The 26,567-nt window shown below is 62.8% G+C and carries 29 protein-coding genes; 15 read left to right on the top strand and 14 right to left on the bottom strand.

Annotated elements, in window-relative coordinates; translation table 11 throughout:
- Positions 1 to 18: 18 nt before the first annotated feature.
- Together AC07UB_RS17815 and AC07UB_RS17820 are read right to left on the bottom strand one after the other, a co-directional pair.
- Positions 19 to 504 carry a MaoC family dehydratase gene (locus AC07UB_RS17815; protein WP_494654271.1) on the bottom strand — a complete coding sequence of 162 codons (486 nt, stop codon included), beginning with the start codon at positions 502 to 504 and terminating at the stop codon, positions 19 to 21.
- Positions 505 to 512: 8 nt separating this feature from the next.
- Positions 513 to 971 carry a MaoC family dehydratase gene (locus tag AC07UB_RS17820; protein ID WP_494654759.1) on the bottom strand — a complete coding sequence of 153 codons (459 nt, stop codon included), beginning with the start codon at positions 969 to 971 and terminating at the stop codon, positions 513 to 515.
- A 281-nt stretch (positions 972 to 1,252) separates the two neighbouring features.
- Here AC07UB_RS17820 and AC07UB_RS17825 point away from each other — a divergent pair, with 281 nt between their 5' ends.
- Positions 1,253 to 1,558, top strand: coding sequence for a DUF4282 domain-containing protein (locus AC07UB_RS17825; RefSeq protein ID WP_492790785.1), 306 nt, complete (start codon positions 1,253 to 1,255; stop codon positions 1,556 to 1,558).
- Between the two features lie 154 nt (positions 1,559 to 1,712).
- On the opposite strand, the gene ychF is transcribed toward AC07UB_RS17825, so the two are convergent.
- The 4 genes from ychF to AC07UB_RS17845 form a co-directional block, all read right to left on the bottom strand.
- Complete coding sequence (ychF, locus tag AC07UB_RS17830) at positions 1,713 to 2,810, bottom strand: redox-regulated ATPase YchF (protein WP_492790786.1); 1,098 nt, start codon at positions 2,808 to 2,810, stop codon at positions 1,713 to 1,715.
- 33 nt (positions 2,811 to 2,843) lie between these two features.
- Positions 2,844 to 3,449, bottom strand: a complete 606-nt coding sequence (gene pth / locus AC07UB_RS17835; RefSeq protein ID WP_492790787.1) for an aminoacyl-tRNA hydrolase — start codon at positions 3,447 to 3,449, stop codon at positions 2,844 to 2,846.
- 21 nt (positions 3,450 to 3,470) lie between these two features.
- Complete coding sequence (locus AC07UB_RS17840) at positions 3,471 to 4,214, bottom strand: 50S ribosomal protein L25/general stress protein Ctc (protein ID WP_492790788.1); 744 nt, start codon at positions 4,212 to 4,214, stop codon at positions 3,471 to 3,473.
- Between the two features lie 208 nt (positions 4,215 to 4,422).
- Positions 4,423 to 4,647 (bottom strand): hypothetical protein, encoded by a 225-nt coding sequence (locus AC07UB_RS17845; protein ID WP_494654267.1) that lies wholly within the window; start codon positions 4,645 to 4,647, stop codon positions 4,423 to 4,425.
- Between the two features lie 232 nt (positions 4,648 to 4,879).
- On the opposite strand from AC07UB_RS17845, the gene AC07UB_RS17850 reads away from it, so the two are divergent.
- On the top strand, positions 4,880 to 5,125 hold the full coding sequence (locus AC07UB_RS17850; protein WP_492790791.1) for a hypothetical protein: 246 nt from the start codon (positions 4,880 to 4,882) through the stop codon (positions 5,123 to 5,125).
- 33 nt (positions 5,126 to 5,158) lie between these two features.
- Here the strand turns inward: AC07UB_RS17850 and AC07UB_RS17855 are convergent, their stop codons facing one another.
- Positions 5,159 to 5,797 carry a class I SAM-dependent methyltransferase gene (locus AC07UB_RS17855; protein ID WP_492790792.1) on the bottom strand — a complete coding sequence of 213 codons (639 nt, stop codon included), beginning with the start codon at positions 5,795 to 5,797 and terminating at the stop codon, positions 5,159 to 5,161.
- Positions 5,798 to 5,880: 83 nt separating this feature from the next.
- Positions 5,881 to 7,056, bottom strand: coding sequence for a tRNA 2-thiouridine(34) synthase MnmA (gene mnmA, locus AC07UB_RS17860; RefSeq protein ID WP_492790793.1), 1,176 nt, complete (start codon positions 7,054 to 7,056; stop codon positions 5,881 to 5,883).
- A 298-nt stretch (positions 7,057 to 7,354) separates the two neighbouring features.
- On the opposite strand from mnmA, the gene AC07UB_RS17865 reads away from it, so the two are divergent.
- The 8 genes from AC07UB_RS17865 (at position 7,355) to flbD (ending at position 15,433) form a co-directional block, all read left to right on the top strand.
- On the top strand, positions 7,355 to 8,881 hold the full coding sequence (locus tag AC07UB_RS17865) for a flagellar hook-length control protein FliK (protein ID WP_492790794.1): 1,527 nt from the start codon (positions 7,355 to 7,357) through the stop codon (positions 8,879 to 8,881).
- 10 nt (positions 8,882 to 8,891) lie between these two features.
- The gene (locus AC07UB_RS17870) at positions 8,892 to 9,599 is read left to right on the top strand and encodes a flagellar hook assembly protein FlgD (protein ID WP_492790795.1); all 708 of its coding nucleotides are present in this window, start codon (positions 8,892 to 8,894) and stop codon (positions 9,597 to 9,599) included.
- Between the two features lie 203 nt (positions 9,600 to 9,802).
- Positions 9,803 to 10,078: a CtrA inhibitor SciP gene (sciP, locus tag AC07UB_RS17875; protein WP_002714638.1), complete on the top strand. Its 276-nt coding sequence runs from the start codon at positions 9,803 to 9,805 to the stop codon at positions 10,076 to 10,078.
- 185 nt (positions 10,079 to 10,263) lie between these two features.
- On the top strand, positions 10,264 to 11,877 hold the full coding sequence (gene fliF / locus AC07UB_RS17880; protein WP_492790796.1) for a flagellar basal-body MS-ring/collar protein FliF: 1,614 nt from the start codon (positions 10,264 to 10,266) through the stop codon (positions 11,875 to 11,877).
- Between the two features lie 6 nt (positions 11,878 to 11,883).
- Positions 11,884 to 12,987: a flagellar motor switch protein FliG gene (gene fliG, locus AC07UB_RS17885; RefSeq protein WP_492790797.1), complete on the top strand. Its 1,104-nt coding sequence runs from the start codon at positions 11,884 to 11,886 to the stop codon at positions 12,985 to 12,987.
- Positions 12,987 to 13,646: a FliH/SctL family protein gene (locus AC07UB_RS17890; protein ID WP_492790798.1), complete on the top strand. Its 660-nt coding sequence runs from the start codon at positions 12,987 to 12,989 to the stop codon at positions 13,644 to 13,646. The genes fliG and AC07UB_RS17890 overlap by 1 nt, the downstream gene beginning before the upstream one ends.
- Complete coding sequence (gene fliN, locus AC07UB_RS17895) at positions 13,643 to 14,002, top strand: flagellar motor switch protein FliN (RefSeq protein WP_492790799.1); 360 nt, start codon at positions 13,643 to 13,645, stop codon at positions 14,000 to 14,002. The genes AC07UB_RS17890 and fliN overlap by 4 nt, the downstream gene beginning before the upstream one ends.
- Positions 14,003 to 14,056: 54 nt before the next feature.
- Complete coding sequence (gene flbD, locus AC07UB_RS17900) at positions 14,057 to 15,433, top strand: sigma-54-dependent transcriptional regulator FlbD (RefSeq protein ID WP_492790800.1); 1,377 nt, start codon at positions 14,057 to 14,059, stop codon at positions 15,431 to 15,433.
- Positions 15,434 to 15,485: 52 nt separating this feature from the next.
- On the opposite strand, the gene AC07UB_RS17905 is transcribed toward flbD, so the two are convergent.
- The 3 genes from AC07UB_RS17905 to AC07UB_RS17915 form a co-directional block, all read right to left on the bottom strand.
- Entirely contained in the window at positions 15,486 to 16,724 is a 1,239-nt protein-coding gene (locus AC07UB_RS17905; protein ID WP_492790801.1) for an aminotransferase-like domain-containing protein, read from the bottom strand.
- 120 nt (positions 16,725 to 16,844) lie between these two features.
- A complete protein-coding gene (locus AC07UB_RS17910) occupies positions 16,845 to 17,009 on the bottom strand; it encodes a hypothetical protein (protein ID WP_492790802.1) in 165 nt (54 codons plus the stop codon).
- Positions 17,010 to 17,030: 21 nt separating this feature from the next.
- The gene (locus AC07UB_RS17915) at positions 17,031 to 17,423 is read right to left on the bottom strand and encodes a DUF4345 domain-containing protein (protein WP_492790803.1); all 393 of its coding nucleotides are present in this window, start codon (positions 17,421 to 17,423) and stop codon (positions 17,031 to 17,033) included.
- 214 nt (positions 17,424 to 17,637) lie between these two features.
- Here AC07UB_RS17915 and AC07UB_RS17920 point away from each other — a divergent pair, with 214 nt between their 5' ends.
- The 4 genes from AC07UB_RS17920 to AC07UB_RS17935 all read left to right on the top strand — a co-directional run bounded on the left by AC07UB_RS17920 (position 17,638) and on the right by AC07UB_RS17935 (position 22,645).
- Entirely contained in the window at positions 17,638 to 18,750 is a 1,113-nt protein-coding gene (locus tag AC07UB_RS17920) for an ATP-dependent DNA helicase (RefSeq protein WP_492790804.1), read from the top strand.
- 160 nt (positions 18,751 to 18,910) lie between these two features.
- Positions 18,911 to 20,590, top strand: a complete 1,680-nt coding sequence (locus AC07UB_RS17925; protein ID WP_492790805.1) for a glycosyltransferase family 39 protein — start codon at positions 18,911 to 18,913, stop codon at positions 20,588 to 20,590.
- Between the two features lie 156 nt (positions 20,591 to 20,746).
- Positions 20,747 to 21,130 carry a BA14K family protein gene (locus AC07UB_RS17930; protein WP_492790806.1) on the top strand — a complete coding sequence of 128 codons (384 nt, stop codon included), beginning with the start codon at positions 20,747 to 20,749 and terminating at the stop codon, positions 21,128 to 21,130.
- 243 nt (positions 21,131 to 21,373) lie between these two features.
- A complete protein-coding gene (locus AC07UB_RS17935) occupies positions 21,374 to 22,645 on the top strand; it encodes a serine hydrolase domain-containing protein (RefSeq protein WP_492792693.1) in 1,272 nt (423 codons plus the stop codon).
- Positions 22,646 to 22,791: 146 nt separating this feature from the next.
- Here the strand turns inward: AC07UB_RS17935 and AC07UB_RS17940 are convergent, their stop codons facing one another.
- Both AC07UB_RS17940 and AC07UB_RS17945 read right to left on the bottom strand, forming a co-directional pair.
- On the bottom strand, positions 22,792 to 22,986 hold the full coding sequence (locus tag AC07UB_RS17940) for a hypothetical protein (RefSeq protein WP_492790807.1): 195 nt from the start codon (positions 22,984 to 22,986) through the stop codon (positions 22,792 to 22,794).
- Between the two features lie 199 nt (positions 22,987 to 23,185).
- The gene (locus AC07UB_RS17945; protein ID WP_494654248.1) at positions 23,186 to 24,844 is read right to left on the bottom strand and encodes an outer membrane beta-barrel protein; all 1,659 of its coding nucleotides are present in this window, start codon (positions 24,842 to 24,844) and stop codon (positions 23,186 to 23,188) included.
- A gap of 252 nt (positions 24,845 to 25,096) precedes the next feature.
- Here AC07UB_RS17945 and AC07UB_RS17950 point away from each other — a divergent pair, with 252 nt between their 5' ends.
- Complete coding sequence (locus tag AC07UB_RS17950; RefSeq protein ID WP_494654246.1) at positions 25,097 to 26,110, top strand: KpsF/GutQ family sugar-phosphate isomerase; 1,014 nt, start codon at positions 25,097 to 25,099, stop codon at positions 26,108 to 26,110.
- 6 nt (positions 26,111 to 26,116) lie between these two features.
- Here AC07UB_RS17950 and AC07UB_RS17955 read toward each other — a convergent pair whose 3' ends face one another.
- Positions 26,117 to 26,560, bottom strand: coding sequence for an NfeD family protein (locus AC07UB_RS17955; protein ID WP_494654244.1), 444 nt, complete (start codon positions 26,558 to 26,560; stop codon positions 26,117 to 26,119).
- Between the last annotated feature and the right edge of the window lie 7 nt (positions 26,561 to 26,567).

The following is a 26,567-nucleotide window of genomic DNA, read 5'->3' on the forward strand; positions in this document are numbered from 1 at the left end:
GTTTTTTTGAGTCACGCTTTAGCCTGCCTTGACCGGCCGCCGCAGAATGAAGCCCTGCGCAATAAACGAGAACGCAAGTTCGCCGCGCTGATTGGTGCCGGTGTTCATGAAACTGGCGAGCCCCCACTCAGGCCGCGAGTCCAGCGTCCGCTTGGCAATGACTTCCGACGCATAGGTCACCGTATCGCCCGCGAGAACCGGCCTGAGCCATTTCAACTCGCGGAAACCCGGCGACGGTCCGGACACGACCGGCTTCTCGCCGCGCGCTATGGCTTCCTCGGCCTCGCGCTTGAAGTTCGCCACCAGCAGTTTCATGTTGGCCGCGGCGACATGCCAGCCCGACGCAGCGAGACCGCCGAACACCGACTTGCGCCCCGCTTCCTCGTCGAGGTGAAAAGGTTGCGGATCGAACTTCGCGGCGAACGCCTTGATATTCTCCGCAGTGAACGTGAACGATCCCGTTTCGCGGTGATCGCCGATGGTGATGTCTTCGAAATAGGGCATGTCGGTCCTTAGCTCGCGCCGGCCGCGGCGCGCCGCATCACCATCAGGGGAAGCGTTGCAAGCATCAGCGTCTGTCCCGACGCGTTGCGCATATCGTTCTTGATATGAACGAAGCCGACGTCCGGACGGCTTCTGGATTCGCGGGTGCTGACCACATCGACCAGCACCGTGAGATCGTCGCCGGGCCGCAGCGGCGAAACCCACCGCACTTCATCGACCCCCGGCGCACCGGCGGATGCGATGTTGTGAATGAAGCCGTCCCAGCAGATTCGCATCAGGAGCGCGCACATATGCCAGCCCGATCCCGATAAGCCCTTGAGCATGGATCGATTCGCAGCCTCCTCGTCGAGGTGCATGGGCTGGGGATCGAACTCGGAGGCGAATGAAATAATATCGTCCCGGGAGACGTGGTGCGGTCCGAATGTGCCGAAATGGCCGGGCTTGAAGTCTTCGAATGTGAGTTTCATCATCTCGATCGCGTTGTGGGCCGAGCGTTTTCCAGCGAAGTGGATACCGGTTCGCGTGAAGAAAACGCGTCAGAATTAGACGCAGTTTGGCCGTTATTTCGAGACACCTCAAGCCATCCGTTTCGCGTCGTCTTTCGCCTTTTCAGGCGATATGCGACAACCGGCGGCATCCGGGCGATTCAGCCCATCGCTGATTCGTCATTGTCCCGGCGGCGCGCCGGTCGCTCATGCGATCGTTCGCTTGCCGCCCTCCACCTCGCGGCTCATCTGGAGAAAAGCCCATGTTTCAATTCCAGGATCTCTTCCAGTGGGACAGGTTCATATCGCCCACCATCATCAAGGCATTCTACTGGCTGGTGATCGCGCTGATTATCCTGTTCGGCATTGCAGGCGTCTTCTCCGCGCTGACGCTGATGGCGGTCAGCCCGTTCGGCGGCTTCATCCAGCTCCTGTCGGCATTGGCGGGAATCGTCGTGGGAATTATTTTCTCGCGCATCAGCGCGGAACTGATCCTGATCATCTTCCGGATCAACGAGCATCTCGGCGCGATCCGCGATCAAGGCCGCGAGCGCGAACGACAGCTTTGAACGAAAGTAGAGAGACGGGCGCGTGAGCCGCCCTCTATGGGATCGTCATGCGCGGGCTTGACCCGCGCATCCATCTAAAAATAGGTCTCGGAAAGATGGATTGCCGGGCCTAAGCCCGGCAATGACACACGTTAATAACTGCGAGAGAATACGCTTACGTATTGAACCGGAAGTGCATCACGTCGCCATCGGCGACGACATATTCCTTGCCTTCCAGCCGCAGCTTGCCGGTGTCACGCGCGCCGGACTCACCGCCGTTCGCGATGTAATCCGCATAGGCGATGGTTTCGGCGCGGATAAAGCCCTTCTCGAAGTCGGTATGGATCACGCCCGCTGCCGCAGGCGCCTTGGTGCCCTTGGTAATGGTCCAGGCGCGGGCTTCCTTGGGGCCGACCGTGAAATACGTAATGAGATGCAGCAGCTCGTAACCGGCGCGGATCAGCCGATCGAGGCCGGCCTCTTCCAGTCCCAGAGTGTCAAGGAAGTCGACGCGCTCCTCGCGTGACAGCGTCGCGATCTCGGATTCGATCTTGGCGGAAATCGCAACCGCGACGGCGCCTTCCTTTTTCGCGTGCTCGAACACAGCCTGCGAGAACGCATTGCCGGTGGCGGCTGCGCCTTCCTCGACGTTGCAGACGTAGAGAACAGGCTTCGAGGTCAGCAGCCCGAGCATCCGGAACGCGCGCTCCTCCTCGGGCTTGCGCTCGAGAAACCGCGCCGGCTTGCCGTCGCGCAGCAGCTTCAGCGAGCGCTCGACCAGTTCGAGCTGCTCCTTGGCGTCCTTGTCGTTGCCCTTGGCCTTCTTGGAAAGGTTGTCGACGCGCTTCTCGAGGCTGTCGAGATCAGCCAGCATCAGTTCGGTTTCGATGGTCTCGATGTCGGCCAGCGGCGCGATCTTGCCCTCGACATGCGTAATGTCGGAATCCTCGAAGCAGCGCACCACATGCGCCACCGCATCGACCTCGCGGATGGTCGCGAGAAACTGGTTGCCGAGGCCCTCGCCTTTCGACGCGCCGCGCACCAGACCCGCGATGTCCACGAAGGTCAGTTGCGTCGGAATGATCTGCTGCGATTTCGCGATCGCCGACAGCTGATCGAGCCGCGGGTCCGGCACCGCGACAGCGCCGACATTCGGCTCAATGGTACAGAACGGATAGTTCGCCGCCTGCGCCGCCGCCGTTTCCGTCAGCGCGTTGAACAGTGTGGACTTGCCGACATTGGGCAGTCCGACGATGCCGCATTTGAAACCCATAACCTGCCCTGAATTTTCCGGACGATGCGCGAATTACTTTGCGCTGCCGTCGTCCTTCGATGTGAAACCTTTTGCATCCATCGCAAGATGCACCTTGTTTGCAAACGACGCGTCCTGCCCGGTGACGATAAACGCCGCGTTGTCGGCGACCGCTTCGCACAGCGCGCTGACCCAAGGCATTTCGCTTTTGGCGAAATCGGACAAAACGTGCTGATGCACCAAATCCTTGACGCCGGGATGCCCGACGCCGAGCCGCACGCGACGATAATCGTTGCCGACATGCGCTGAGATCGAGCGCAACCCGTTATGCCCCGCAATACCGCCGCCGATCTTGACCCGCAGCTTCGCGGGCGGCAGTTCGATCTCGTCGTGAAACACCGTGATGTCGCCGACGCCCATCTTGAAGAACTTCGTTGCTTCGCCGACCGCGTTGCCCGACTCGTTCATGTAAGTCGTGGGCTTCAGCAGAATGACGCGCCCGGAGCCGAGATGGCCTTCGGAGGTCTCGCCCTGAAAGCGACGGCGCCACGGACCAAATCCGTGACGCCGCGCGATCTCGTCGACGACCATGAACCCGATATTGTGCCGGTTGCCCTGATACTTCGCGCCGGGATTTCCCAGTCCGACGAACAGGCGCATGGCGCGGGTTCTCTTGGCCGCTTACTTCTTCTTGTCGGCAGCAGGCTTTGCCGCAGCAGCGGCAGGAGCCTTGCCACCAGCCGCAGGCGCTTTCGCACCGGCAGCAGCAGGAGCCGCAGCACCAGCTGCAGGCGCAGCGCCGGCCGCAGGCGCAGCACCACCGGCAGCAGCAGCCGCAGCCGCCTTCTGCTCTTCGGCGTAGCCCGACGGCGGAACGATGGTGACCAGCGTCGCGTCGTCGCGCGTGAGCAGCTTGACGTTCGCAGGCAGCTTGATGTCGGTGATGTGCAGCGAGCCCGAGATGTCGAGCTTGCCGACGTCGGCTTCGAGGTACTGCGGGATGTTATCCGCAGGCACTTCGAGATCGATGGTGTGGGTCACGATGTTGACCGTGCCACCGCGCTTCACGCCAGGTGCGGTTTCCGCGTTGAGAACGTGCAGCGGAACGCTGACGCGGATTTTCGCACCTTCGCCGAGGCGCAGGAAATCCACGTGAAGCGGGAAGTCGCGAACCGGATCGAGGCTGAAGTCGCGCGGAATCACGCGGTGCTTCTTGCCGTCGAGTTCGATGTCGTGAATCGTGGTGAGGAAACGTCCCGCATTGATGCGCAGACGCAGTTCTGCGTCGTCGAGCGAGATGGTCAGCGGGGGCTGGTTGTTGCCATAGATCACTGCCGGGATACGGCCAGCGCGACGTTCAGCCCGAGCGGCCCCCTTGCCGGCCTTCGGACGAGCGGTCGCCTTCAATTCCTTGACGGTCGCCATTGTTCAGTTCCTTGAGTCTTGAAAAGTGAAGGGCCGCAAAGCGGCCCGGTTTCACGCCGCGACAAGCCTCCAGGGGTGCGGGGGCCGCGGACGTGGCGGGTTCTTAGCCCCAAAGGACCGGAAATACAAGGAAATGAGGGGATATTATTGGCTGTTTTGACCCAGGCGCCGGCGGGTCGCAGGCCGAAAAACCAAGGCGCGAGACGGCCTACTCTGCCGCCTGCTGCCGGTTCGACGCAGGAAAAACCGCACCATTCGCCCGCGAAGCGTCGGCCGGTTGGCCCGTCAGCCAGTCTTCCTGATCGGCCAAAGCGCGCAACGCCTCGCATTTCCGAAGCAATGACGCGCGCTCGTTTTCGTCGCTTGTGGCAGCTGCCCCGTCCTCGCACCGGGCGGCCCATTCGCGAAGTTCTGCGGAGGTGTTGTTGACCATCGAAATATCCATTCTGAAAAGACCCAACCCCCGAATGGACGATACACCAGAATAACTCCAACACAACTCATAACTTATTGAAAATAAAAGAGTTTTTTACTAATTTGGCGACTTCCGCGGAAGATGGGGAACTTGGGGCCCATGAGTGAATTGAGTAGTTTACTCACCCGAACCTGACTTGCCGAAACTGACTTGCCCGGGAGCGCTCCGGACCACCTGACAGGAGGAAAAAATGAACGATTTGCGCGGGGAGCGCCTGCAAATCATGCTGTCACCTGAAGAATTGTCCGCGATCGATGATTTTCGGTTCAAGCACCGGATGCCGACGCGGGCCGCCGCCGTGCGCGAACTTCTCAAGTTCGGGCTGGCCTCGGCTGAGGTCGTGACGGGCAATGGCACAAAATCCAGCGATTACGGTGTGCTGGGCCGCGGCCCGATGGGGCATCGCGAGGGCGAAGGCAACGACGGCGCGAAATAACGTCCATCCCGGACGTCAACGACCTGCTGAAGTTCAATCTTTCCTGTAACGGATCAGCGAGAAATGTCCCATCGGGGCCATCGGCCGCCGCTCCACCAGCGTCACGCCGCCATGTTGGGTGGCCCAGTTCACCAGCCGCTGCCACGGAAACTCCGGACGCCAGCCGAGCCGCCGCGCCAGCGGCGCGAAGGCCAGTTCAAAAATCTTGCGCGGTCCGCTTTCGGCGCCGATGTGATTGACCAGAATGAGTTCGCCGCCGGGCTTCAGCACACGCATGAAATCGTCGAGCGTGGCCTCCGGGTCCGGCACCGCCGTGATGACGTATTGCGCCACCACCGCATCGAACGCGCCGTCCGGAAATGCGAGATTTTTCGCGTCCATCACCGATAGCGTTTCGACATTGGTGAGGTTTTGTGCGCGCACGCGCTCCTGCGCCTTGCGCAGCATCGGTTCGGAAATGTCCACGCCGTGCAGCTTCGTGGTGCGCGAATAATCCGACAGCGACAGTCCGGTGCCGACGCCGACATCGAGCACGCGGCCGCCGATGGCGTCGGCCACCGCAATCGTCGACTTGCGGCCTTCGTCGAACACCTTGCCGAACACCATGTCGTAGACCGGCGCCCACGCGGCGTAGGCCTTCGCCACTCCGGCCCGATCGATGTCGTTGGTCATGTCCCCGCCCTGTTACGCAATACTTGTTCTTGTTCCAGCACGATCCGCGCCGGAAAGCCTTCTTATTCTTGGAGGATCAGAGGTTATCCGGCAAGAGCTTCGCGCAGGCCCGGCGCGGGCCGAATCATGCGCGGAGCGGCGCTGATGAACCCGCCGCCAAGAACACGCGCCTGTCCCGCAGGGGCATCGTAGAACACGCAGGCCTGTCCCGGCGACACGCCCTCCTCGCCATCGACGAGTTCGACTTCATAAGCATCACCGACGCGGCGCAGCCACGCCGGCTGCGGCGCGCGGGTGGAGCGCACCTTGACGAACATCTCGAGGCCATCGCCGACCGCGCGATCCAGTTCACCGTCGCCGATCCAGTTGATGTCGCGCAGCAGTATCCGGCGGACGTTGAGTGCCTCGCGTGGACCGACCACCACGCGGCGCGTTGCCGCATCGAGGTGAACGACATACAGCGGCGCGCTCGCCGCGATGCCGAGGCCGCGGCGCTGGCCGATGGTGAAACCGACAATGCCCTGATGGCGGCCGAGCACCTGGCCATCGAGATCGACGATGTCGCCGGGCTCCATCGCGTTCGGCTTCAGCCGCTCGATCACGTCAGTGTAGCGCCCGGTCGGCACAAAACAGATGTCCTGGCTGTCGTGCTTGTCGGCCACCGACAGACCGAACCGGCGCGCCAGTTCGCGCGTCTGCGCCTTGGTCATGTCGCCGAGCGGAAACCGCACGTCGGCCAGTTGGTCCTGCGTGGTGGCGAACAGAAAATAGCTTTGATCGCGGTCGGCATCGGCGGCGCAGACCAGCGAACGCGATCCATCGGCAAGACGCCGCGAGGCGACATAATGTCCGGTGGCCAGCGCCTTCGCGCCGAGGTCGCGCGCCGTGGTCAGCAGATCGCGGAACTTGATCGAGCGGTTGCATTCGATGCAGGGCACGGGAGTCTCGCCGTGGACGTAGCTTTCGGCAAAGCTCTCGATCACCGACTCGCGGAAGCGGCTCTCATAATCCAGCACATAATGCGGAATGCCGAGGCGCGCGGCGACATCGCGTGCGTCGTGAATGTCCTGACCGGCGCAGCAGGCACCCTTGCGGTGGGTCGCCGCGCCATGATCGTAAAGCTGCAGGGTAATGCCGACCACGTCGTAGCCTTCGGCCTTCAGCAGCGCAGCCGTCGCCGAGGAATCGACGCCGCCGGACATGGCGACGACGACCCGGGTGTCTTCCGGGCGACCTTCGAGGTCGAGGCTGTTGAGCATGGTGCGGCCGATCTTTTGTTCCGGGGGCGCGGCCCCCGCATCCGGTCATCGCCCGGATCGCACTTTACTTATAGTCCGACCCACCACGAGGCAATCGCAGCCCGCGTTGATCTATTCCAATGAAACCCACGGCGCGGCATGGGGAAAATCTTGCCGCCGGGCAGAAAGCCCCCGGTCCTGCGCCCCGATCTGGCGACACGAATACCAAATAACTATTTGAAAAATATATATATTTTCTTTCGCTCCCGGTGGCCCGGTCCTTGCTCAATCAGATGAGCAGCAATTTGAAAGGCCGCCCGTGTTCAGCGTCACCCCGGAACCAGCCGTCTCCAACTCCACCTACGGTTCGCAGGCGAAGCAGCCGCGCGCCGAGCAGCCGCCTTCGGACGGCTTTTCCGCTCTGGTCGACAGCAACGCTGCGGCAGCCTCCGACACCAACCGCGCGGCTCGTCCGGCCACCGATGCGCCGCGCCGCGATGTGCGCGGGAGCGATACGCCTGCGCCGGGCAATGACCGGCCGCAGGCCGATGCCTCCACCACACCCTCGAATAACGAGTCCAGCGCCTCCAAGCAGGACGCCGATTCCTCCACGCCAACCGACGCGACCGCCGCCGGCAACAAGCCCGGCAAGACCAAGTCCGCGTCCGGCGATGCCAAGACCGACGACAAGCCACAGGATGGCGACACAACCGCAGCCGCTAGCGCTGCCACTGTAGCTGTTACGGCGGTAATCCCTGCCATCGTGACCGACCCGGTCGCGGTCGTGATCGCTGCGACCGCTCCAGCCGTTGACGATACGGCGTCCGCAACAACCATTGCAGCAACCGCTGCCATCGCCAGCGCCTCTGCCGTCACTGCTGCGCCAGCCGACGCATCGGCGGCACAGGCAGTTGAGGCTGCAGAGACCGCAACCACCGGCGCCGCCGTCAAGACCGAGACAACTCCCGCAATCGAGACCGCCGCGCCGGAAACCTCCGCTGCGACGATCTCTGCTGCTGCTCAGGTTATCAAGTCGGACAGCGGCAAGACCGAAATCCTGGCGAAGGATGGCGAGCCCGCGCCTGCCAAGGACAGCAAGCAGGCGGCCGATGTATCGGCCAAACCCGTGTCGGATCACGCCATCACGTCGGAAAACGGCACGGCGACCGCTGACGACAAACCGGCGGAGCACGACAAGGCCGCCACGGACACCGGCACCGCTGAAAAAAGCGAATCATCGGAACGCACCGCGAAGCACACGCCGCAAAGCGAGCAGCGCGCCTCCTCCGCGCCCGCACCGTTGCAGGTCGCGCAGCCCGATCCCGGCTTGCAGTCACCTGTCGCCGTTCAATCGGTGGCGCAGGTCCACGCCGCCAATCTCACGGCAATCCCCATGCCGGCAGCGCCGCTTGCAGCCGGAATGCCAGTCCCGCTGAACGGACTTGCGGTCGATATCGCGCTGCGCGCGGCCGGCGGCAGCAGCCGCTTCGAGATTCGTCTGGATCCCGCCGAACTCGGCCGGATCGACGTTCGGCTCGACGTGGACAAGCACGGTAACGTCACGTCGCACCTGACAGTGGAGCGGCCTGCGACACTGGACATGCTGCGCCGGGATGCGCCGCAGTTGCAGCAGGCGCTGGAAGACGCAGGCCTGAAAACCGGCGACAGCGGATTGCAGTTCAGCCTGCGCGATCAGTCGTCGTCGGGTCAGAACAACGACAACGGATCGGGCCGCAATTCCCAGCGCGTCATGATCGCCGAAGAAGACACAGTGCCTGCGCAGGTCGCAGGACGGACTTACGGCCGCATGCTCGGATCGAGCAGCGGCGTCGACATCAGGATTTGAGGAGACGATCATGGCGGTTGATGCAGCGACCATTGGGACAATGCCGACATCGGCGCCCGCGGCGAGCTCTTCCAGCAGCAGCTCGAGTTCGAGCAGCTCCAGCAGCAGCACGACCGGCATCGCGGATAATTTTCAGTCCTTTCTGATGCTGCTGACCACGCAGTTGCAGAACCAGAACCCGCTCGACCCGCTGGATACCAATCAGTTCACCCAGCAGCTTGTGCAGTTCGCGCAGGTCGAGCAGCAACTGAAGTCCAACAGCCAGCTCGAGTCGCTGGTCAATATCGAAAAGACCGCGCAATCGACCCAGGCACTGGTATTCGTCGGGCAGACCGTTGCCGTTGACGGCAGCACCGCGCGCTTCGACGGCAATGCGACCTGGAATTTCAGCGCGCCGTCGAACTCGAGCGCCACCATCACCATCACGAATTCAGCGGGCCAGACCGCCTACTCCGGCAGCTTCGCCATCGGCTCCGGAAACTCCAGCTTCGTTTGGGACGGCAAGGGCAATGACGGCGCCTCGTGGCCGGTAGGTGATTACAAGATGACGGTCACCGCGAAGGACACCAACGGCAAGGATGTCGCGATCTCCACCGAAATCCAGGGCAAGGTCGACTCCGTCGATCTGACCGCGAGCCCGGCGCTGCTGTCGATCGGCGGAAAGAATTACACGCTCGATCAGATCAAGCGGGTCGTGGCTGCCGGCGCCGCCACGTAGATAATGTGACAGCCGCGCCAGCGCGGCATGCTTTCAAGCACAATTTTGTCGTCCGGCAAGCCGGTCCCTCTTGGGGGCCGGCTTGCCCCGTTTTGGGCAAATCCAAGGAGAATCGTATTGGAGGCTTGGGCTTAGGCAAATTTTAAGCCGACGGGGGTACCTTGTTCCCACGAGTTCAGTTGTTTCGAGTTTGTGAGTACACCATGACAGAACCCCACCGCCCGAGGGTAAAGTACGTCATCGGGCCAGATGGCAGTCCGCTGACGATCGCGGATCTCCCGGCGCCCGGTACCAAACGGTGGGTTATCCGCCGTAAGGCCGAGGTTGTGGCAGCCGTTCGCGGCGGCCTCTTGTCCCTCGAGGAAGCCTGCAGCCGTTATACCCTGACTGTCGACGAATTCCTGTCCTGGCAGTTCTCCATCGACCAGCACGGCCTGGCCGGATTGCGCACCACCCGCATCCAGCAGTACCGCCAATAAGCCTTTCGGCGCTCTCGCCGTCCATTTCATCGCAATTTTCTGAAAACCGGCTTCATAAAAGAAGCCGGTTTTCGGCATTTTCACTTTTTCTCCCCAGCCGTTAACCGGCGTTAACCATATGGAAACCATACCTAGGCAAATTCTGCCCAGTCGGTGCGCGGTACCGAATCTGTGGGGCTGGGTCGTTGCAGGGTCTGTTTTCCTTCCTGAAAGGTCTGGGTGCGGCACGAATGGCGGCTATGGCCGCCGTCACGCTCGCCCTCGTCGGATTCTTCGGCTTCGTCATCATGCGGGTCACCACCCCGCCGATGACGACGCTCTTTACCGACCTCAGCTACGAAGACTCCTCGGCGATCATCAAGGATCTGGACCGCCAGGGCATTGCCTACGACCTGAAGAACGAAGGCGCCGTCATCATGGTGCCGAAGGACAAGGTCACCCGGCTGCGCATGAAGCTCGCCGAAGGCGGCCTGCCCAAGGGCGGCGGCATCGGTTACGAGATTTTCGATAAATCCGACGCACTCGGCTCCACCAGCTTCGTCCAGAACATCAATCATCTGCGCGCGCTGGAAGGCGAACTGGCGCGCACCATCAAGGCCATCGACCGCATCCAGGCGGCGCGGGTCCATCTGGTGCTACCGGAACGGCCGCTGTTTTCGCGCGAAACGCCTGAGCCTTCAGCTTCCATCGTGCTGCGCGTCCGCGGCGCGCTGGAGCCGCAGCAGGTCCGCGCTATCCGCCATATCGTGGCCTCTGCCGTCAACGGCATGAAGGCGCAGCGAGTCTCCATCGTCGACGAAGCCGGGCAATTGCTGGCCAACGGCGCATCCGGCGACACCACCGGCGACGGCAGCGGCGACGAACGCCGTGCGTCGTTCGAGAAGCGCATGCGCGATCAGGTCGAAACCATCGTCTCGTCGGTGGTGGGCTCAGGTCGCGCCCGGGTCCAGCTTTCGGCGGACTTCGACTACAACAAGATCACCCAGACCTCGGACAAGTTCGATCCCGAAGGCCGCGTGCTGCGCTCCAGCCAGTCGCGCGAAGAGTCGGCCGCCACCGCGAACGCCAATGACGGTCAGGTCACCGTCAACAATGAACTGCCCGGCGGCCAGGGACAGGGCGGCGGCGCCGCCACCGCGAAAGACCAGAGCAAGAAGAGCGAGGAAATCAACAATTACGAGATTTCCCGCGTCACCAAGACCGAAGTGACCGAAGCCGGCCGCGTCAACCGCATCTCGGTCGCCGTGCTGGTCGATGGCAGCTACAGCAAGAACGAGAAGGGCGAAGTCGTCTACGCGGCACGCCCGAAGGAAGACCTCGAAATGATCGGCACGCTGGTGCGCTCCGCCATCGGCTTCGACGAGAAGCGCGGCGATCAGGTCCAGGTCGTCAACCTGAAATTCGCGGAATCGCCGTCGGTAATCCCGACCGAAGCCCCCAAGGGCTTTCTCGGCATGTTCCAGTTCACCAAGGACGACATCATGTACTTCGTCGAGCTGGGCGTGATGCTGATCCTCGGCGTCATCGTCGTGTTCATGGTGGTGCGCCCGCTGCTCAAGCGCGTGCTCGCCGCCGATGCGGCCGCTGCCCTTGCCGCCCCGCTCCCGGCCCTGCCGGAAGCTCCGCCGGCCCCGTCGCAGCAGCAGATCGCCAACGCCGCGACCGCACAGATGATCGATGTCGCCCAGGTCCAGGGTCAGGTCCACGCCCAGTCCGTCCACCGCGTCGGCGAACTGGCCGACCGCAACCCGACCGAAACCGCCTCCATTATTCGTCAGTGGCTTTCCGAACCGGCTTGATCAGATATGGCAACGACACCCGCGCTCACGACCAACGTTCAAAACGCCAACACCAGCGACATCGCAGGTGTTGTCGCGACGCTGGCGACCCGTCAGAACGGCCGTGCGAAAACCGCGCCGATGTCCGGACCGAAGCGCGCCGCCATCATGATGCTCGCGCTCGGCGAACAGTACGGCGGGAAAATCTGGTCCATGCTGGACGACGACGAAGTGCGCGAGCTCTCGATGGTGATGTCGTCGCTTGGCACAGTCGAAGCCGATGTCGTCGAAGACCTGATGCTCGAATTCGTCTCGCGCATGTCGGCCTCCGGCGCGCTGATGGGCAATTTCGACGCCACCGAACGGCTGCTGCAGCAGTATCTGCCGTCGGACCGGGTCCACGGCATCATGGATGAGATCCGCGGGCCGGCCGGCCGCAACATGTGGGAAAAGCTTTCCAACGTCCAGGAAGAGGTTCTCGCCAACTACCTCAAGAACGAGTATCCGCAGACCATCGCCGTCGTGCTGTCGAAGCTGAAGCCGGAACATGCCGCGCGCGTGCTGGCGATCCTGCCCGAGGAGATGGCGCTCGACGTCGTCAACCGCATGTTGCGGATGGAAGCGGTGCAGAAGGAAGTCATCGAGCGCGTCGAGCAGACGCTGCGCATCGAATTCATGTCGAACCTGTCGCAGACCCGCCGCCGCGACGCCCATGAGGTGATGGCGGAAATCTTCAACAATTTCGACCGCCAGACCGAAACCCGTTTCATTACCTCGCTCGAGGAAGACAATCGCGAAGCCGCCGAGCGCATCAAGGCGCTGATGTTCACCTTCGACGACCTCGTAAAGCTGGATTCCGGCTCGGCGCAGACGCTGATGCGCCATGTCGACAAGGACAAGCTCGGTATCGCGCTGAAGGGCGCCAACGAAAGCGTGCGCGACTTCTTCATGGGCAACATGTCGAGCCGCGCCGGCAAGATGCTGCTGGACGACATGGCCGCGGCGGGTCCCGTGCGGCTGCGCGATGTCGATGAGGCGCAGGCGCTGCTGGTCAATCTCGCCAAGGATCTCGCGGCCAAGGGCGAAATCATGCTGCAGAAAAACCGCGCCGACGACGAGTTGGTGTACTGATGGGCGCACCCGCAAAATTCCTGTTCGATCTCGACTTCGCCGCACCCGAGCCGGTGAAGGAAACCGCGCAGGAGCGCGCCGCATCCGCGGTCGAAGCAGCCCAGCGGCTCGCGGACGCCGAAGCGCGCGGCTATCGCGCGGGGTTTGAGGCGGCGCGGCACGAGGCCAAGGCGGAGAGCGACCGCCGCATGGCGCTGGCGCTGGAGGAAATCGGCATCGCAACCAAGGCCATTGCCGGCCGCTTCTCGACCATCGAAGAGCGGATGGAAACCGAGGCGGTGGACGTCGCACTCGCGGTGGCCCGCAAACTCTGCACCGAATTGATGGCGGCCGAACCGCTCACCGAGATCATGGCGCTGGTCAGCGACTGTTTCCGGCACCTGACCTCGACCCCACACATCGTGGTGCGGATCAACGATGCGCTTTACGACGCCGCACGCGAAAAGATCGAGCAACTCGCCAAGCGGAGCGGCTTCGAAGGACGGCTTGTCATTCTCGCCGAGCCCGACATCGCTTCCGCCGACTGCAAGATCGAATGGGCCGACGGCGGCGTGACGCTCGACCGCGCAGCGATCGAAACGAAAATCAACGAACTCGTGGGCCGCTATTTGGCGTCCCGCAATCAGGCCGGCATCTCCGGCCATGAGGATCGACCATGAGCGACACAGATAACAACAACGTCCCGCTTCCCGAACTGAATGCCGCGGATGCGCCGCCCGTCCTCGACGATCAGAGTTTTTACGACGACGACGATCACGCCGGACGCATCGCCGCCGACCTCGAAGCGGTGTTCGATGTTCCGGTTCAGGTGTCTGCCGTGCTCGGCCGCTCCAAGATGGATGTCGCCAACCTGTTGAAGCTCGGGCCGGGCACTGTGCTCGAGCTGGATCGTCGCGTCGGCGAGGCCATCGACATCTACGTCAACAACCGGCTGGTGGCGCGCGGCGAAGTCGTTCTCGTCGAGGACAAGCTTGGCGTCACCATGACCGAAATCATCAAGGCGGAACGCGCCTAACCAATCTGACAACCCGCGCCGGGAATGACGCGGGCACGATAACAGGAGAACACCATGCGGCTTCTCATCGTTGGCACACTCAAAGGCCAGCTCACCACCGCCACCAAGATCGCCATGGACAATGGCGCGACGGTGACCCACGCCGAGGATAGCGACCAGGCGATGCGCGTGGTGCGCGGCGGCAAGGGCGCCGACCTGATGCTGGTCGATGTCGCCCTCGACATCCGCGACCTGGTGATCCGGTTGGAGGCCGAACACATCCACGTTCCCATCGTCGCCTGCGGCATCACCACTGATGCACGGGCCGCGGTCGCGGCCATCCACGCCGGCGCGAAGGAATACATCCCGCTGCCGCCCGATCCCGAACTGATCGCCGCGGTGCTTGCGGCCGTCGCCAACGACTCGCGCGACCTGATTTACCGCGACGACGCGATGGCCAAGGTGGTCAAGCTCGCTCAGCAGATCGCGGGCTCCGATGCGTCGGTAATGATCACCGGCGAATCCGGCACCGGCAAGGAAGTGCTGGCGCGTTATGTCCACACCCGCTCGAGCCGCGCGCGCAAGCCGTTCATCTCGATCAACTGCGCCGCGATCCCGGAGCATCTCCTGGAGTCTGAACTGTTCGGCCACGAGAAGGGCTCGTTCACCGGCGCGATCGCACGCCGCATCGGCAAATTCGAGGAAGCCACCGGCGGCACGCTGTTGCTGGACGAAGTCTCCGAGATGGATGTGCGGCTGCAATCCAAGCTGCTGCGCGCGATTCAGGAGCGCGTCATCGACCGCGTCGGCGGCACCCGCCCGGTGCCGGTCGATATCCGCATCATCGCGACATCGAACCGCAACCTCGCCGACGCCGTGCGCGAAGGAAAATTCCGCGAAGATCTGCTGTTTCGTTTGAACGTCGTGAACCTGAAAATTCCGGCGCTGCGCGACCGCCCCGCCGACATTCTCGAACTGGCGCAGCATTTCGCCAAAAAATATGCGGACGCCAATGGCGTTGCATTGCGCCCGATCTCGGCGGACGCGCGCCGCGTGCTGACCACCAACCGCTGGCAGGGTAACGTCCGCGAGTTGGAAAACACCATGCACCGTGCGGTGCTGATGGCGAGCGGCGACGAGATCGGCGCGGACGCCATTCTCTCGCCCGATGGCGACCGGCTCGATATCACCAAGACGCCGCCCGCTGTGGCCCATGCAACCTTCGCCGCCGAGCAGGTGACGCGCGCGCTGGTCGGACGCACCGTAGCGGACGTCGAACGCGACCTGATCCTCGAGACACTGAAGCATTGCCTCGGCAACCGCACCCATGCGGCGAACATTCTCGGCATCTCGATCCGCACGCTGCGCAACAAGCTCAACGAGTATGCCGACGACGGCCAGCCGATCCCGCCGCCAGGTTCGGGCGAAATGCGGGGCGTGGCCGCGGCCTGATCTTCGCCTACTGGTCTTGATGAACGCCAGCGCGACGCGCTGGCGTTTTCTTTTAGATGGACGCCTTGCGCTCGACGTTCGCGCTGCGGCTGGGTACGCCGAACTCGCGGCGACACACCTCGGCCAGTGCGGCGACGCCGTCGCGAATGTCCTGCACCGACGGACTGGCGAAACACAGCCGCAACCGGCTTTGGCTGTGCGCGGCGTTAACGGACCACTCGGTGCCGGGATTGATCGCGATGCCGGCGGCCTGTGCAGCCTGATACAGCTTCATCGTATCGACGTTATCCGGCAGCTTGACCCACAGAAATATCCCGCCGCGCGGATCGTCGAACTCGGCCGCGGTGCCGAACTGTTCGGCCAGCGCCTCCATCATCGCCTCCAGCTTGAGGCGCAAACCGCGCGTCAGCTTCGGCACGTGATCGTCGAAATGCGCCGCGCAGAATTCCGCCAGCACCATCTGCTCCAGCGCGCCGGACCCCGCGTCGGTCTTGATGCTCAAAATGCGCGACAGCACGGCCCAAGGCGCGACGATGTAACCAACGCGCAGCGCGGGCGCGACGGATTTCGAGAACGAGCCGATATGAATGACATTGCTGGTCTGGCTCATGGCGTAGAGCGCGGGCGGGCGCTGACCGTTCCAGATCAGGTCCGCGTAGCAATCGTCCTCGAAGATCGGAACGCCGTACTCGTCCGACAGCTTCAGCAGCTCGGCGCGACGCTGCTCGCTCATGATGGTGCCGGTGGGATTTTGCACCGTCGGAATGATGTAGATATATTTCGGGCGGATGCCTTTGGCCTTGAGCTCAGCGAGCGCTGTCGCGACAGCGTCGGTCCGCATCCCGTCGTGATCGAGCGGAATGCCGACGATGTTGACGCCGCGCCGCGTCAGCCGTGTGATCGATCCCTGATAACATTCCTGCTCGATCAGCACCGTATCGCCGGGCGACGTGAGAATGCCGTTGACGAGATCGAGCCCCTGCAATGATCCGGACGTAATGAGAATTTCATCCGCGGTGCAGTCAATGCCGGCGTCGCGCTTGAGCTTGCCCACCAGAAACTCGCGCAGCGGACGATAGCCGAGCGGGCCGCTGTTCAGGCCGTAGGTCGCAAGCGTCGCGCCCTCGCGCGTCAGCACCGCGGCCGATGCTGCCAGCAGCCGATCGACCGGCACCTGATCGGCATCGTTGTTGCCGCCGACGAAGTTGTATTTGGGGAAACCGGTCCATTTCGCCGCGGCGGGCGGCAAACCTGCGGCCAGCAGCGGCGTATAATCGAATGATGCACTCATGACGGCGTCTCCCCGTTTTTATTGTTTCATGAGGGACACCCTCATCGCCGGGTTCTCCCCGGACGTCTTGGCTGCAATTTATAAAGACACCGTCCGCCCGCGCAACGGCTTCGCAGCGCATCAGGCGCGCGATGGCCTGTTGGAACGTTCATAGATCACCGGCGGCCTGGCGTCGGGGTCGTCCCCGGATGTGTACTGGCGGTAAAAATTGAACGCGAACAGTCCGAACACCACGAGGATGAACAGCAGGACGACGGAAATGACGAGACGCTTGAGAAGGGTCACGATGCGCGGTCCACTTCGATCTCAGTGCGGATGCAGCGCCGCGCGCCTCGCGACATGCCGTTGCAGCAGCCACAGCAGCGGCGCGTAGACCAGTTCCATGAACAGGCCGAACAGCGTGCCGATGCTCGGAATGCCATGAAGCGAAACGGAATAGAGATGGGCAAAACCACCCACCACAATCGCAAAGGTCAGAATCGCGAACCGCTCGCGATAGCGTTCCACATGAGGGACCGAGATCAAAAACACGACGCCGATGGCGGCGATCACGCCGGAGAGAAAACGGAAGTAGTTGTCGACCGTGATCGTGCCGGCCCCGTGCAGGAACTGCACGCCGAGCATCACGCCCGAAGCGCCGATCCCGAGCAGCACCAGCGCACTGACCGCCGTGGCGATCTGAAGAAAGAGCCGTTCCATATGCGAAAGACCTGCAAAACCTGAGGCGTTGGATAATGCCGCCCGAACCATATATGAGAAGCGGCGGCGATTGCGACGGATGTTTCGTCACGGCTGACCGCATTATTTGCCATCGTGACAACCGCGAGTCAGCTATGCACATCTGGCGCCCGGCGATGCTGCGCACGCTTTCTCGCCTCACTTTCTCTCGATTAAAGATCATTCGACCGCCTTCATGACCACCTTCACGCCGCATCAGGATCAGGCGCTCCGCGCCGTCGCCGACTGGCTCAAGGCCAAGCCGGGAAAAGGCAGCACGCCGCCGGTGTTCCGGCTGTTCGGCTATGCCGGCACCGGGAAGACCACGCTGGCGCGGCATATCGCCGACGGCGTCGACGGCGCGGTGAAGTTCGCGGCGTTCACCGGCAAGGCCGCGCTGGTGATGCGCAACAAGGGCTGCGACAACGCCTCGACGATTCATTCGCTGATCTACCGGACCCGCGAATCCGGAGAGGAGCAGCCGAGCTTCGAGTTGTGGGACGACGCGCCGGCGTCCAAGGCCAAGCTGATCGTCATCGACGAATGCTCGATGGTCGATGCTGAATTGGGCCGCGATCTGATGTCGTTCGATTGTCCGCTGCTTGTGCTGGGCGATCCGGCGCAGCTGCCGCCGATCCAGGGCGGCGGCTTCTTTACCGATGCCGAACCCGACGCGATGCTGACCGAGGTCCATCGTCAGGCGCAGGACGATCCCATCGTGCGGATGTCGATGGCGGTGCGCGAGGGCCGCTCGCTCGATCTCGGCACCTTCGGCGACAGCGAAGTGGTGCGGCGCGACGCGCTCGACCCCGATCGGGTGATGAGCGCCGATCAGGTTCTGGTCGGCCGCAACAACACACGCCGCGCCTACAACATGCGTGTGCGGCAAAAGCAGAACATCGAAGATCCGTTGCCGGTGGCCGGCGACAAGCTGGTGTGCCTGCGCAACAATCGCAAGAAGGTGCTGTTCAACGGCGGGCTGTGGCGGGTGAAATCGCGCGCGGCGTCGAAATCGAAAATCATCACGATGAGACTTTCGCCCGATGAGGACCTCAGCGGCGCAAAGGTCACCAAGGTTTCGGTGCGCGCGGACTGCTTCGGGGGAGGTATCGAGGATATCCCGTGGGAGCAGCGGCGCCCCTACGACGAATTCGACTATGGCTACGTGCTGACCGTGCACAAGTCGCAGGGCTCGCAATGGAATGACGTCGTGCTGTTCGACGAAAGCTTCGCCTTTCAGGACAGCCGCGCCCGTTGGCTCTACACCGGCATTACCCGCGCCGCGAAACGGTTAACGGTGGTCGTTTAATACCTTTTGCTGACGCCCGTTATCGCACCGCAAAATGCAATTTTCTTGAGCAAGTGCCTTTTTCACACCTATGGTCATTCCAAGCCGGCGGCAGACGCCGGCTTCGCCGTGGGGGCATGGCGCATGTATTCCGCAAAAGCGGGCTGAGGAACGCCGGGGGATGGCCGATTTCGTCACAGGGGGGCTGGATGTTTCCGGCCGCGACGTCGCTGGCGCCAGCGAACGGCTGAAGCGATCGGTCCGCTGGCTCAGCGAGCGGAGTGTCTTCGACCTCGCCTCATGGACCGCGCTGGCCACGCTTCTCATTCTCGCTGTCTGGACGTTTCAGAACTACGCGATTTCCAACGACGAGGGTTTGCAGCACCAGTATGGCGAGCTGATCGTCGCGTATTACAAGAGCGGCTTCACCGACCAGTCGCTGTTCAAGCTCGACAATCTTTATCTTTACGGCGGCCTGTTCGATATCGCAGCGCTGGGACTGGGCCAGATCCTGCCGGTCGACCAGTATGAGCTGCGTCATCTGCTGTGCGCGCTGATCGGAATCGGCGGCATCGGTGCTGCAGCGGCGACCGCGCGGCTGATCGCCGGGCCCCGCGCGGCTTTCTTCACTATCGTCGCGCTGGCGCTGTGCGGCTCGTGGTACGGCGGGATGTACAATCACACCAAGGGAATTCCGATGGCCTCCTTCATGGCCGGTGCGATGTATTTCCTGATCCGCGCCACGCGCGATCTGCCAACGCCCCGTATCCGCGACATCATCGGCTTCGGTGTGATGACCGGCGCCGCGCTGGGCATCAGGTCGCTCAGCCTGCTGCTGGTTGGGTATGCCGGCTTCGCCGTCCTGATCAATCTGCCACGTCCCGTGATCGGTCACTGGCAGGCGCGCGCGCAATTCGCGATGACATCGGCGCTGTGGTTACTGCCTGCCTTCGTGATCGCCTATGTCATCATGATCGCGGCATGGCCGTGGGCGGCGCTGTCGCCGCTCAATCCGGTCCGCGGGCTCCTGTCATTCAGCGAGTTTCACTATCACATCCGCACGATCCTGTTCGGCAAGGTCTACGAGATGGCGGACGTTCCGCGCTATTACGTGCCGACCTATATCGCGATCCGGCTGCCGCTGCTGACACTTGGCGGGGCTCTTCTGGCGCTGGCGCTGATCGTGCTGCCGGCACGCGCCGGCGGCCTTCGCGGCATGCGCCGCCGCGAACTGGGGCTGATTGCGTTCGCCGCGATTTTTCCGGTGGCGTGTCAAGTCATCACGGAAGGACCCGCGCTCGACGGCTGCCGCCATTTCCTGTTTGTGTTTCCGCCGATCGCGATTCTGGCCGGCGTCGGCATCAGCACCTCGATCGGCGCGCTAGCGCGGCTGCATCGCAGCACCATGATCGTCTGGCTCGCGGTCGTCGCCACGGGATACACATGGACGGCGGGCAAGCTGTATCACCTGCACCCCTACGAATATCTCTACTACAACCAGTTTGTCGGCGGACTGGAAGGCGCGTCGCGACGGTTCGTGACCGACTACTGGGTCAACATCATGCCCGAGGCCGTCGAGGAACTGCACGACTTCCTCGACCGCACCGAGCCTGCGACCGCGAAGACCAACGTCTATCGCGTCGCCGTTTGCGGCGAGCGCGTTTCCTATGAAGAGTACGCGCGGCCGAACCTGCAATGGCTGAGGATGTATGACTGGCGTCTCGCGGATTTCTACATCGCACCGACGCACATGAACTGCGACCGCACGCTCGCGGGCAAAGTCATCGCCAGGATCGAGCGCATGGGCGTCACTATCGGCGTCGTGAAGGATCGCCGCGCTGTTCGCGAGCGCGAAGAATAGCCTGCGGCATTATCGACCGCACAATATCGTCATATTTGATACGGATTATTAATCGGCATTTCATGTCAGCTATGGCATTGTCTTAGCGTTTCGCAGCGCGAATGCTAGTTCCATCCGCCTGCAGCCATTTTCCAGAAACTGAAAAAAGGAATACACATGCGAACAGCAAAACTTCTCGCCGCAGCGCTGCTTGCCGGTGCCACAACGTTCGCTCTCTCGGCGCCCGCATCTGCCGCGCCGCTGATGACCAACATGGTCCTGTCCGGCGTAGCCGCCTCGAGCAATGTCGAGAATGTGCAGTACTACCGCCGCGGCTATGGCCATCGCGGATATTACGGCCATCGTCATCGCGGTTACGGTGGGACCGCCGCGGGCGTCGGCATCGGCCTTGCGGCGGGTGCGATCATCGGCGGCGCGATCGCGGCATCGTCGGCGCAGGCCCAGCAGAACGCGGCCTACTGTTCGCAGCGCTACCGCTCCTACGATCCGCGCTCGGGCACGTACCTGAACAACGACGGCAACCGCTATCCCTGCCCGTAATTCTCCGCCTTTTGATTGCAAAGCCGCCGGCGTCGCCCGGCGGCTTTTTTCATGCCAGCTTCATGCCCTCGCAAAACAACGCGGCGTGATTGTTTTCTCACAATCGGCGCTGGCCTGCCGAAAGGTGCTCGGATAGGCTTTCCACAACTTCGCTGAAACGAAGGCGCAAAAACCGTAGTGAGGAAATTCATGACCCATCGCATCACGCGCACAATCGCCTGCACAGCGTTCACCTGCATCGGAATGACCATGCTGTCGAACTTCACCGCAGATGCGCAGACAACCCAGCCGCTTCCAACCGCAGCGCAGACCGATCCGAAGACGCTCGGCATGATGCAGGGCTTTCCGCCCCCGCCGGACAAGACCATCCGCTTTATCGATGGCTCGTCGTCACGTTTCCCGAACACGCGCTGGTCGTTCAGCCACTTCCGCGAACTCGTGCCGACCGCCGCCGTCTCTCGCGGCGAAGGACCTGTGGTGCCGCTGCCGCGCGCCGAGCGCGATCTCGGCGCCGTCGCCATCACAACGATGGACGGTAAGCCGATCACCCTCAACGACGCGCTGCAACTGACCTACACCGACGGCATTCTCGTGCTCCACAAGGGCAAGGTCGTTTATGAAAAGTATTTCGGTGAAGGCAGCCCGCAACTGCCACACATCGCGTTCTCGGTGACGAAGTCGTTCGTCGGCACGCTGGCGGCGGTGCTCGCGGCCAACGGCAAGCTCGATCCCGCAGCCCCCGTCACGAAGTATGTGCCCGAACTGAAGGACACGGCCTATGGCGACGCCACCGTGCGCCAAGTGATGGACATGACCATCGGCGTGAAGTTCTCGGAAAACTATTCCGATCCGAACGCCGAGGTGTTCGACTACGCCCGCGCCGGCGGCATGATGCCGATCGCGCCCGGTTATCAGGGGCCGCGCAGTTTCTACGACTTCCTCGTCAAGCTGAACAAGGAAGGCGAGCACGGACAGGCCTTCGCTTACAAGACGGCGAACGCCGAAGTGCTGGCCTGGATCGTCAAGCGCGCCTCAGGCCAGTCTCTGGCGGCGCTGTTGTCGTCGGAAATCTGGTCGAAGCTCGGCGCCGAGCAGGACGGCTACTTCATGGTCGACAGCGTCGGCACCGAATCCGGCGGCGGCGGATACAACACCGCGCTGCGCGACCTCGCGCGTTTCGGCGAAATGATGCGCAATAAAGGCAAGTTCAACGGACAGCAGGTCATTCCTGAAGCCGCCGTCGCCGACGTGACACAGGGCGGCAAGAAGGAGGACTTCGCCAAGGCCGGTTATACGCTGCTGAAGGGTTGGTCCTATCGCGACATGTGGTGGATCACCCACAACGAGCACAACGCCTACACGGCGCGCGGCATCTACGGCCAGAGCATCTATGTCGATCCGACCGCCGAAATGGTGATCGTGCGCTATGCCTCGCATCCGATGGCCGCCAACGCCGCCAACGATCCGGTCTCGCTGCCGATGTACATGGCCGTGGCGAAGGAATTGATGAAGTAGACGTGTGGCGCGCGAGATAGCACACAACGACTCAACATACGCGGTCGTCATCACCGGGCTTGACCGGTGATCCATGTCTTGCTTGCAAGGTCAAAGGAAACACGTGGATGGCCGGGCCAAGCCCGGCCATGACGGGCGGGGAGATTCTACGCAACATTCCGCTGCGGTATGGAATCTTCCGGGGACTCCCCCACCGCCCGCCTCAACTCTTCCTCCAGAAACTCGTTGGCGATGAGAAGCGCCTTGAGCGCGCCGCGGATGTCGCCGCCGCAAGTTGCGATCACGCTGTCCACCGCGCGGTCGTAGTCATCGATCTGGGTTTGCGTTGCCGGTCTGAACATGGCTGCTCTCCGTGGTGATGCCCGCTTCAGAAGCGAGTCGGCAGATCAGAATACGTTCCCTATTTGTTCTTATCGTTCGCAATCTGTCAATCGCCTCGCGAGCGCCATGCGGGCTTATCCCGTTTATCCACGCCAGTTTATTCAGACCGAAAAATGGATGCCGCAAGCAGACCGTGCATGGCGAAGGACGAGGCGCGCCTCAGCGCTGCACGCGGATGCCGAGCATCACCACAGTCGCAGCGGAGTTCGCCCCGGAGATCGAACTCTCCAGCCAATCGTGACGCACCTGCCCCTTGATGTGGAACGTGCGCGACAGTTTGTAAACGAGATCGCCTTCCACAAAGTAGCGCTTGTCGAAGCGCGTGCCGTCATAGTCCGACGTTCCGGTGCCGGCTTTCGCTGTGCCGATCAGCCAGCGGCGAAACGCATGATCGACCTGGAGCGAGTAATCGCGGGAGATCACGCCCGACACACCGGGCAACGTGGTCTCGTCAATCGATGATGTGGCGGCGAGCGTCACCGTGGTGAGTCCCGTCGCGGTCCAGATCAGCGACGCGCTGGTCAGCAGGCCTTTCATGTCGGTGAGACGCGGATCCTGATAGGTCCGCAGCGAATAGCCGACGGCGGCCTCGCCGGTCAGCAGCCGGGAGAACTCGAACGTCGAACCGGCCTTGACGTAGCCGCCGTTCGAATCGCGCAGATAACCCGAACGATCCGCCGCCACGTCATGCTTGCGCGTGTCGATGGAGACTTCTCCAAACGGCTTCACCCCCGGCATCAGGTCGTAGCTGACGCGCGAGAGCAAGCCGAACTGGTTGAAATTGCGGTCGTCGTTGCTGGAGGTCGTGTTGTCGGTGAGCTTTGATTGCTGGTAGGTCGTGCGATCCGCGAGGCCCGCGACGGAAACCTGAAGACGATTGAAATCATGTTCGACGCCGGCGGTGCCGCCGATGGTCGTCGCCAGCGGATATTGCGAAAGGCCCGCCTGAATGTTCGGCGATCCGGGGTTGTCAGTGAAGACGCGCATCCGCAGTTCGGTGTTGATGCGGGTGTCGCGTGTGGCATCGACGCGACCGCGGATCTTGCCGTCGAAGGCCGGCGTGTCGATGCTGGTCGGCACCGGCGACGGTCCGGTCGCGAGCGGAGGAAACGTGGTGCCGTAGCCGGTGAACGAGCCGCGCAGATCGGCGATCAGCGAATGCCGTTCCCAGTCCGACGCGATGAGGAGTTCGGGCGCAACCGTATAGAACGCCGAGCCCTTGGGCTCGTTCATGCGGCCGGGATTGGTGTTGTATCCGCCCCAGACCTCGACCGCGGCCTTGGTCAGAAACGAGCCGGTGTGGAAGCCGACATTGGCGAACGGATCGTCATCGGGCTTCAGGCGGCGGCGCGGCGGCTGGCCGGGAAATGTGCCGGCGACCGACGGCGACACCGGCGCCGCGACCCTCGCTCTGGATACGGACGGTGCTGGATTGCCGGGACCGACGAATTTCGGCTTCGGCGCACCGGGATAGGGTTTCGGCTTCCTGCGAATACGATTGAGTGAATCGAATCCGCTGTCGGATGCGCCAGACGCTGCCGGAATCCCGTAAGTCGGAATCGCGCCGATACGCGACGACGCTTTGGGACTTGCGTTGGGGTCTTGATCGCCGGCGTTCTGCGCCGTCCGGCGCAGCGCCGACTGGTCGCGCGGCGCGAATCCATCCTGCGTCGGGTTCATCATGTCGCGGGTCAGCGTCTGGGCGACGGCCGCTGCCGGGTGCCACAGGATCAGCAGGCCGCACACCGGCAGCGCGCGCCATTGCGGCGCGCGCCAGCGATGGTCCCACAACCGGACTGGTTGCTGCCGACCTGGCACTTTTCACTCACCTTTCGCTCCCGAAACCGTCGGGACCGCATCGAAAAATCAAACAAATTCAGTTAATTACGACGGACACGCCGCCACCCGGCGCGAGCCAGCGCCGTTAACAGAGTTAAAACAATTATGGTTAACGGGGGGTTAGGCAGCGCAACGGCGCGTCGCGTCGGCGGTTTCGATGTGCTAGGTAGAGCCCCGGATCGAAGCGCGCGCATCGCGCCCGCTCCCGCTCCCGCTCAATTGGAACCCCACATGGCCTCTTCAAAATCGCGGACAGCGACCCCTTCCGCGACCCGCGCCACATCCGCCGCCATCGACTCCGCCCTGCGCACCCTCGACGCCGAGGCCAGCGGCATCACCGCGCTCGTGAACGCGCTGCAATCCGATCTCGGTCCGGCCTTCGAAGCTGCCGTCAAGCGCATTCGCGACGCCAAGGGCCGCCTGATCGTGACGGGTCTCGGCAAGTCCGGCCACATCGGCAAGAAAATGGCTGCCTCGTTCGCCTCCACCGGCACCCCTGCCTTCTTCGTGCACGCGGCGGAAGCGAGTCACGGCGATCTCGGCATGATCACGCCCGACGACGTCATCATGGCGCTGTCGTGGTCCGGCGAGACCGCCGAACTCAAGAACCTCACCAACTACTCGCGCCGTTTTCGCATCGGCCTGATCGCGGTAACCTCCGAGGCGGACTCCACGCTCGGTGCCGCCGCCGACATCGTGCTGACGCTGCCGAAGGCGCGCGAAGCCTGCCCGCACAATCTCGCGCCGACCACCTCGTCGCTGATGCAGCTCGCGCTCGGCGATGCGCTGATGGTTGCGCTGCTGGAAAGCCGCGGCTTCACCGCACTGGACTTCAGCGCGCTGCATCCTTCCGGCAAATTGGGGGCAATGCTGAAATTCGTGCGCGACCTGATGCACAAGGACGCCGCCGTACCGGTGCAGCCGCTCGGCACCAAGATGTCCGACGCGCTGGTGGAGATGACATCAAAGGGCTTCGGCTGCGTCGGTATTGTGGATTCACGCGGCGAGATCGCCGGCATCGTCACCGACGGCGACCTGCGCCGTCACATGCGGCCGGACCTTATGACCGCAACCGTCGACGACGTGATGACGAAGAACCCGAAAACCATTAGCCCGGATCTGCTTGCCAGCGAGGCGCTGGAAATTCTCAACTCGTCGAAGATCACTGCGCTGATCGTGACCGAGGGCAAGAAGCCGGTCGGCATCGTGCATCTGCACGACATCCTGCGCGCGGGCGTGGCCTAGCGACACTTATTCCGCCGCCACCGTCAAGCTCGCGCCATCCGCGCTCACAATCCTGACGCGGCTGCCGGACGGCACGTCCGGTCCCGAGACACGCCATACCGTATCATCGATCCTGACCGTCCCGACGCCATCGACAATCGGCTTTTCCAGCGTGAAGACGCGGCCGATCAGACCCGCCGCACGCTTGTTCAGGAACGGCTTGTCGGTCGGCTTCGCGTTGCGGCCGGAGTAATAGCGCCACAGCGGCACCATCGCGATCGACAGCGCCGCGAACACGATGACCTGCATTTGCCATGACCACGCGATGCTGAACGACAGCACTCCGACGATCAGGGCCGCGAGTCCGAGCCACAGCATGAAAACGCCGGGCGCGAATGTCTCGACCCCCATCAGCACGAGGCCGATGATGAGCCAATTCCATGTCCCGAGTTTCGACAGAAGGTCCGCCATCGGTTGC

The organism is Afipia sp. GW821-FHT04G03 (assembly GCF_059419985.1).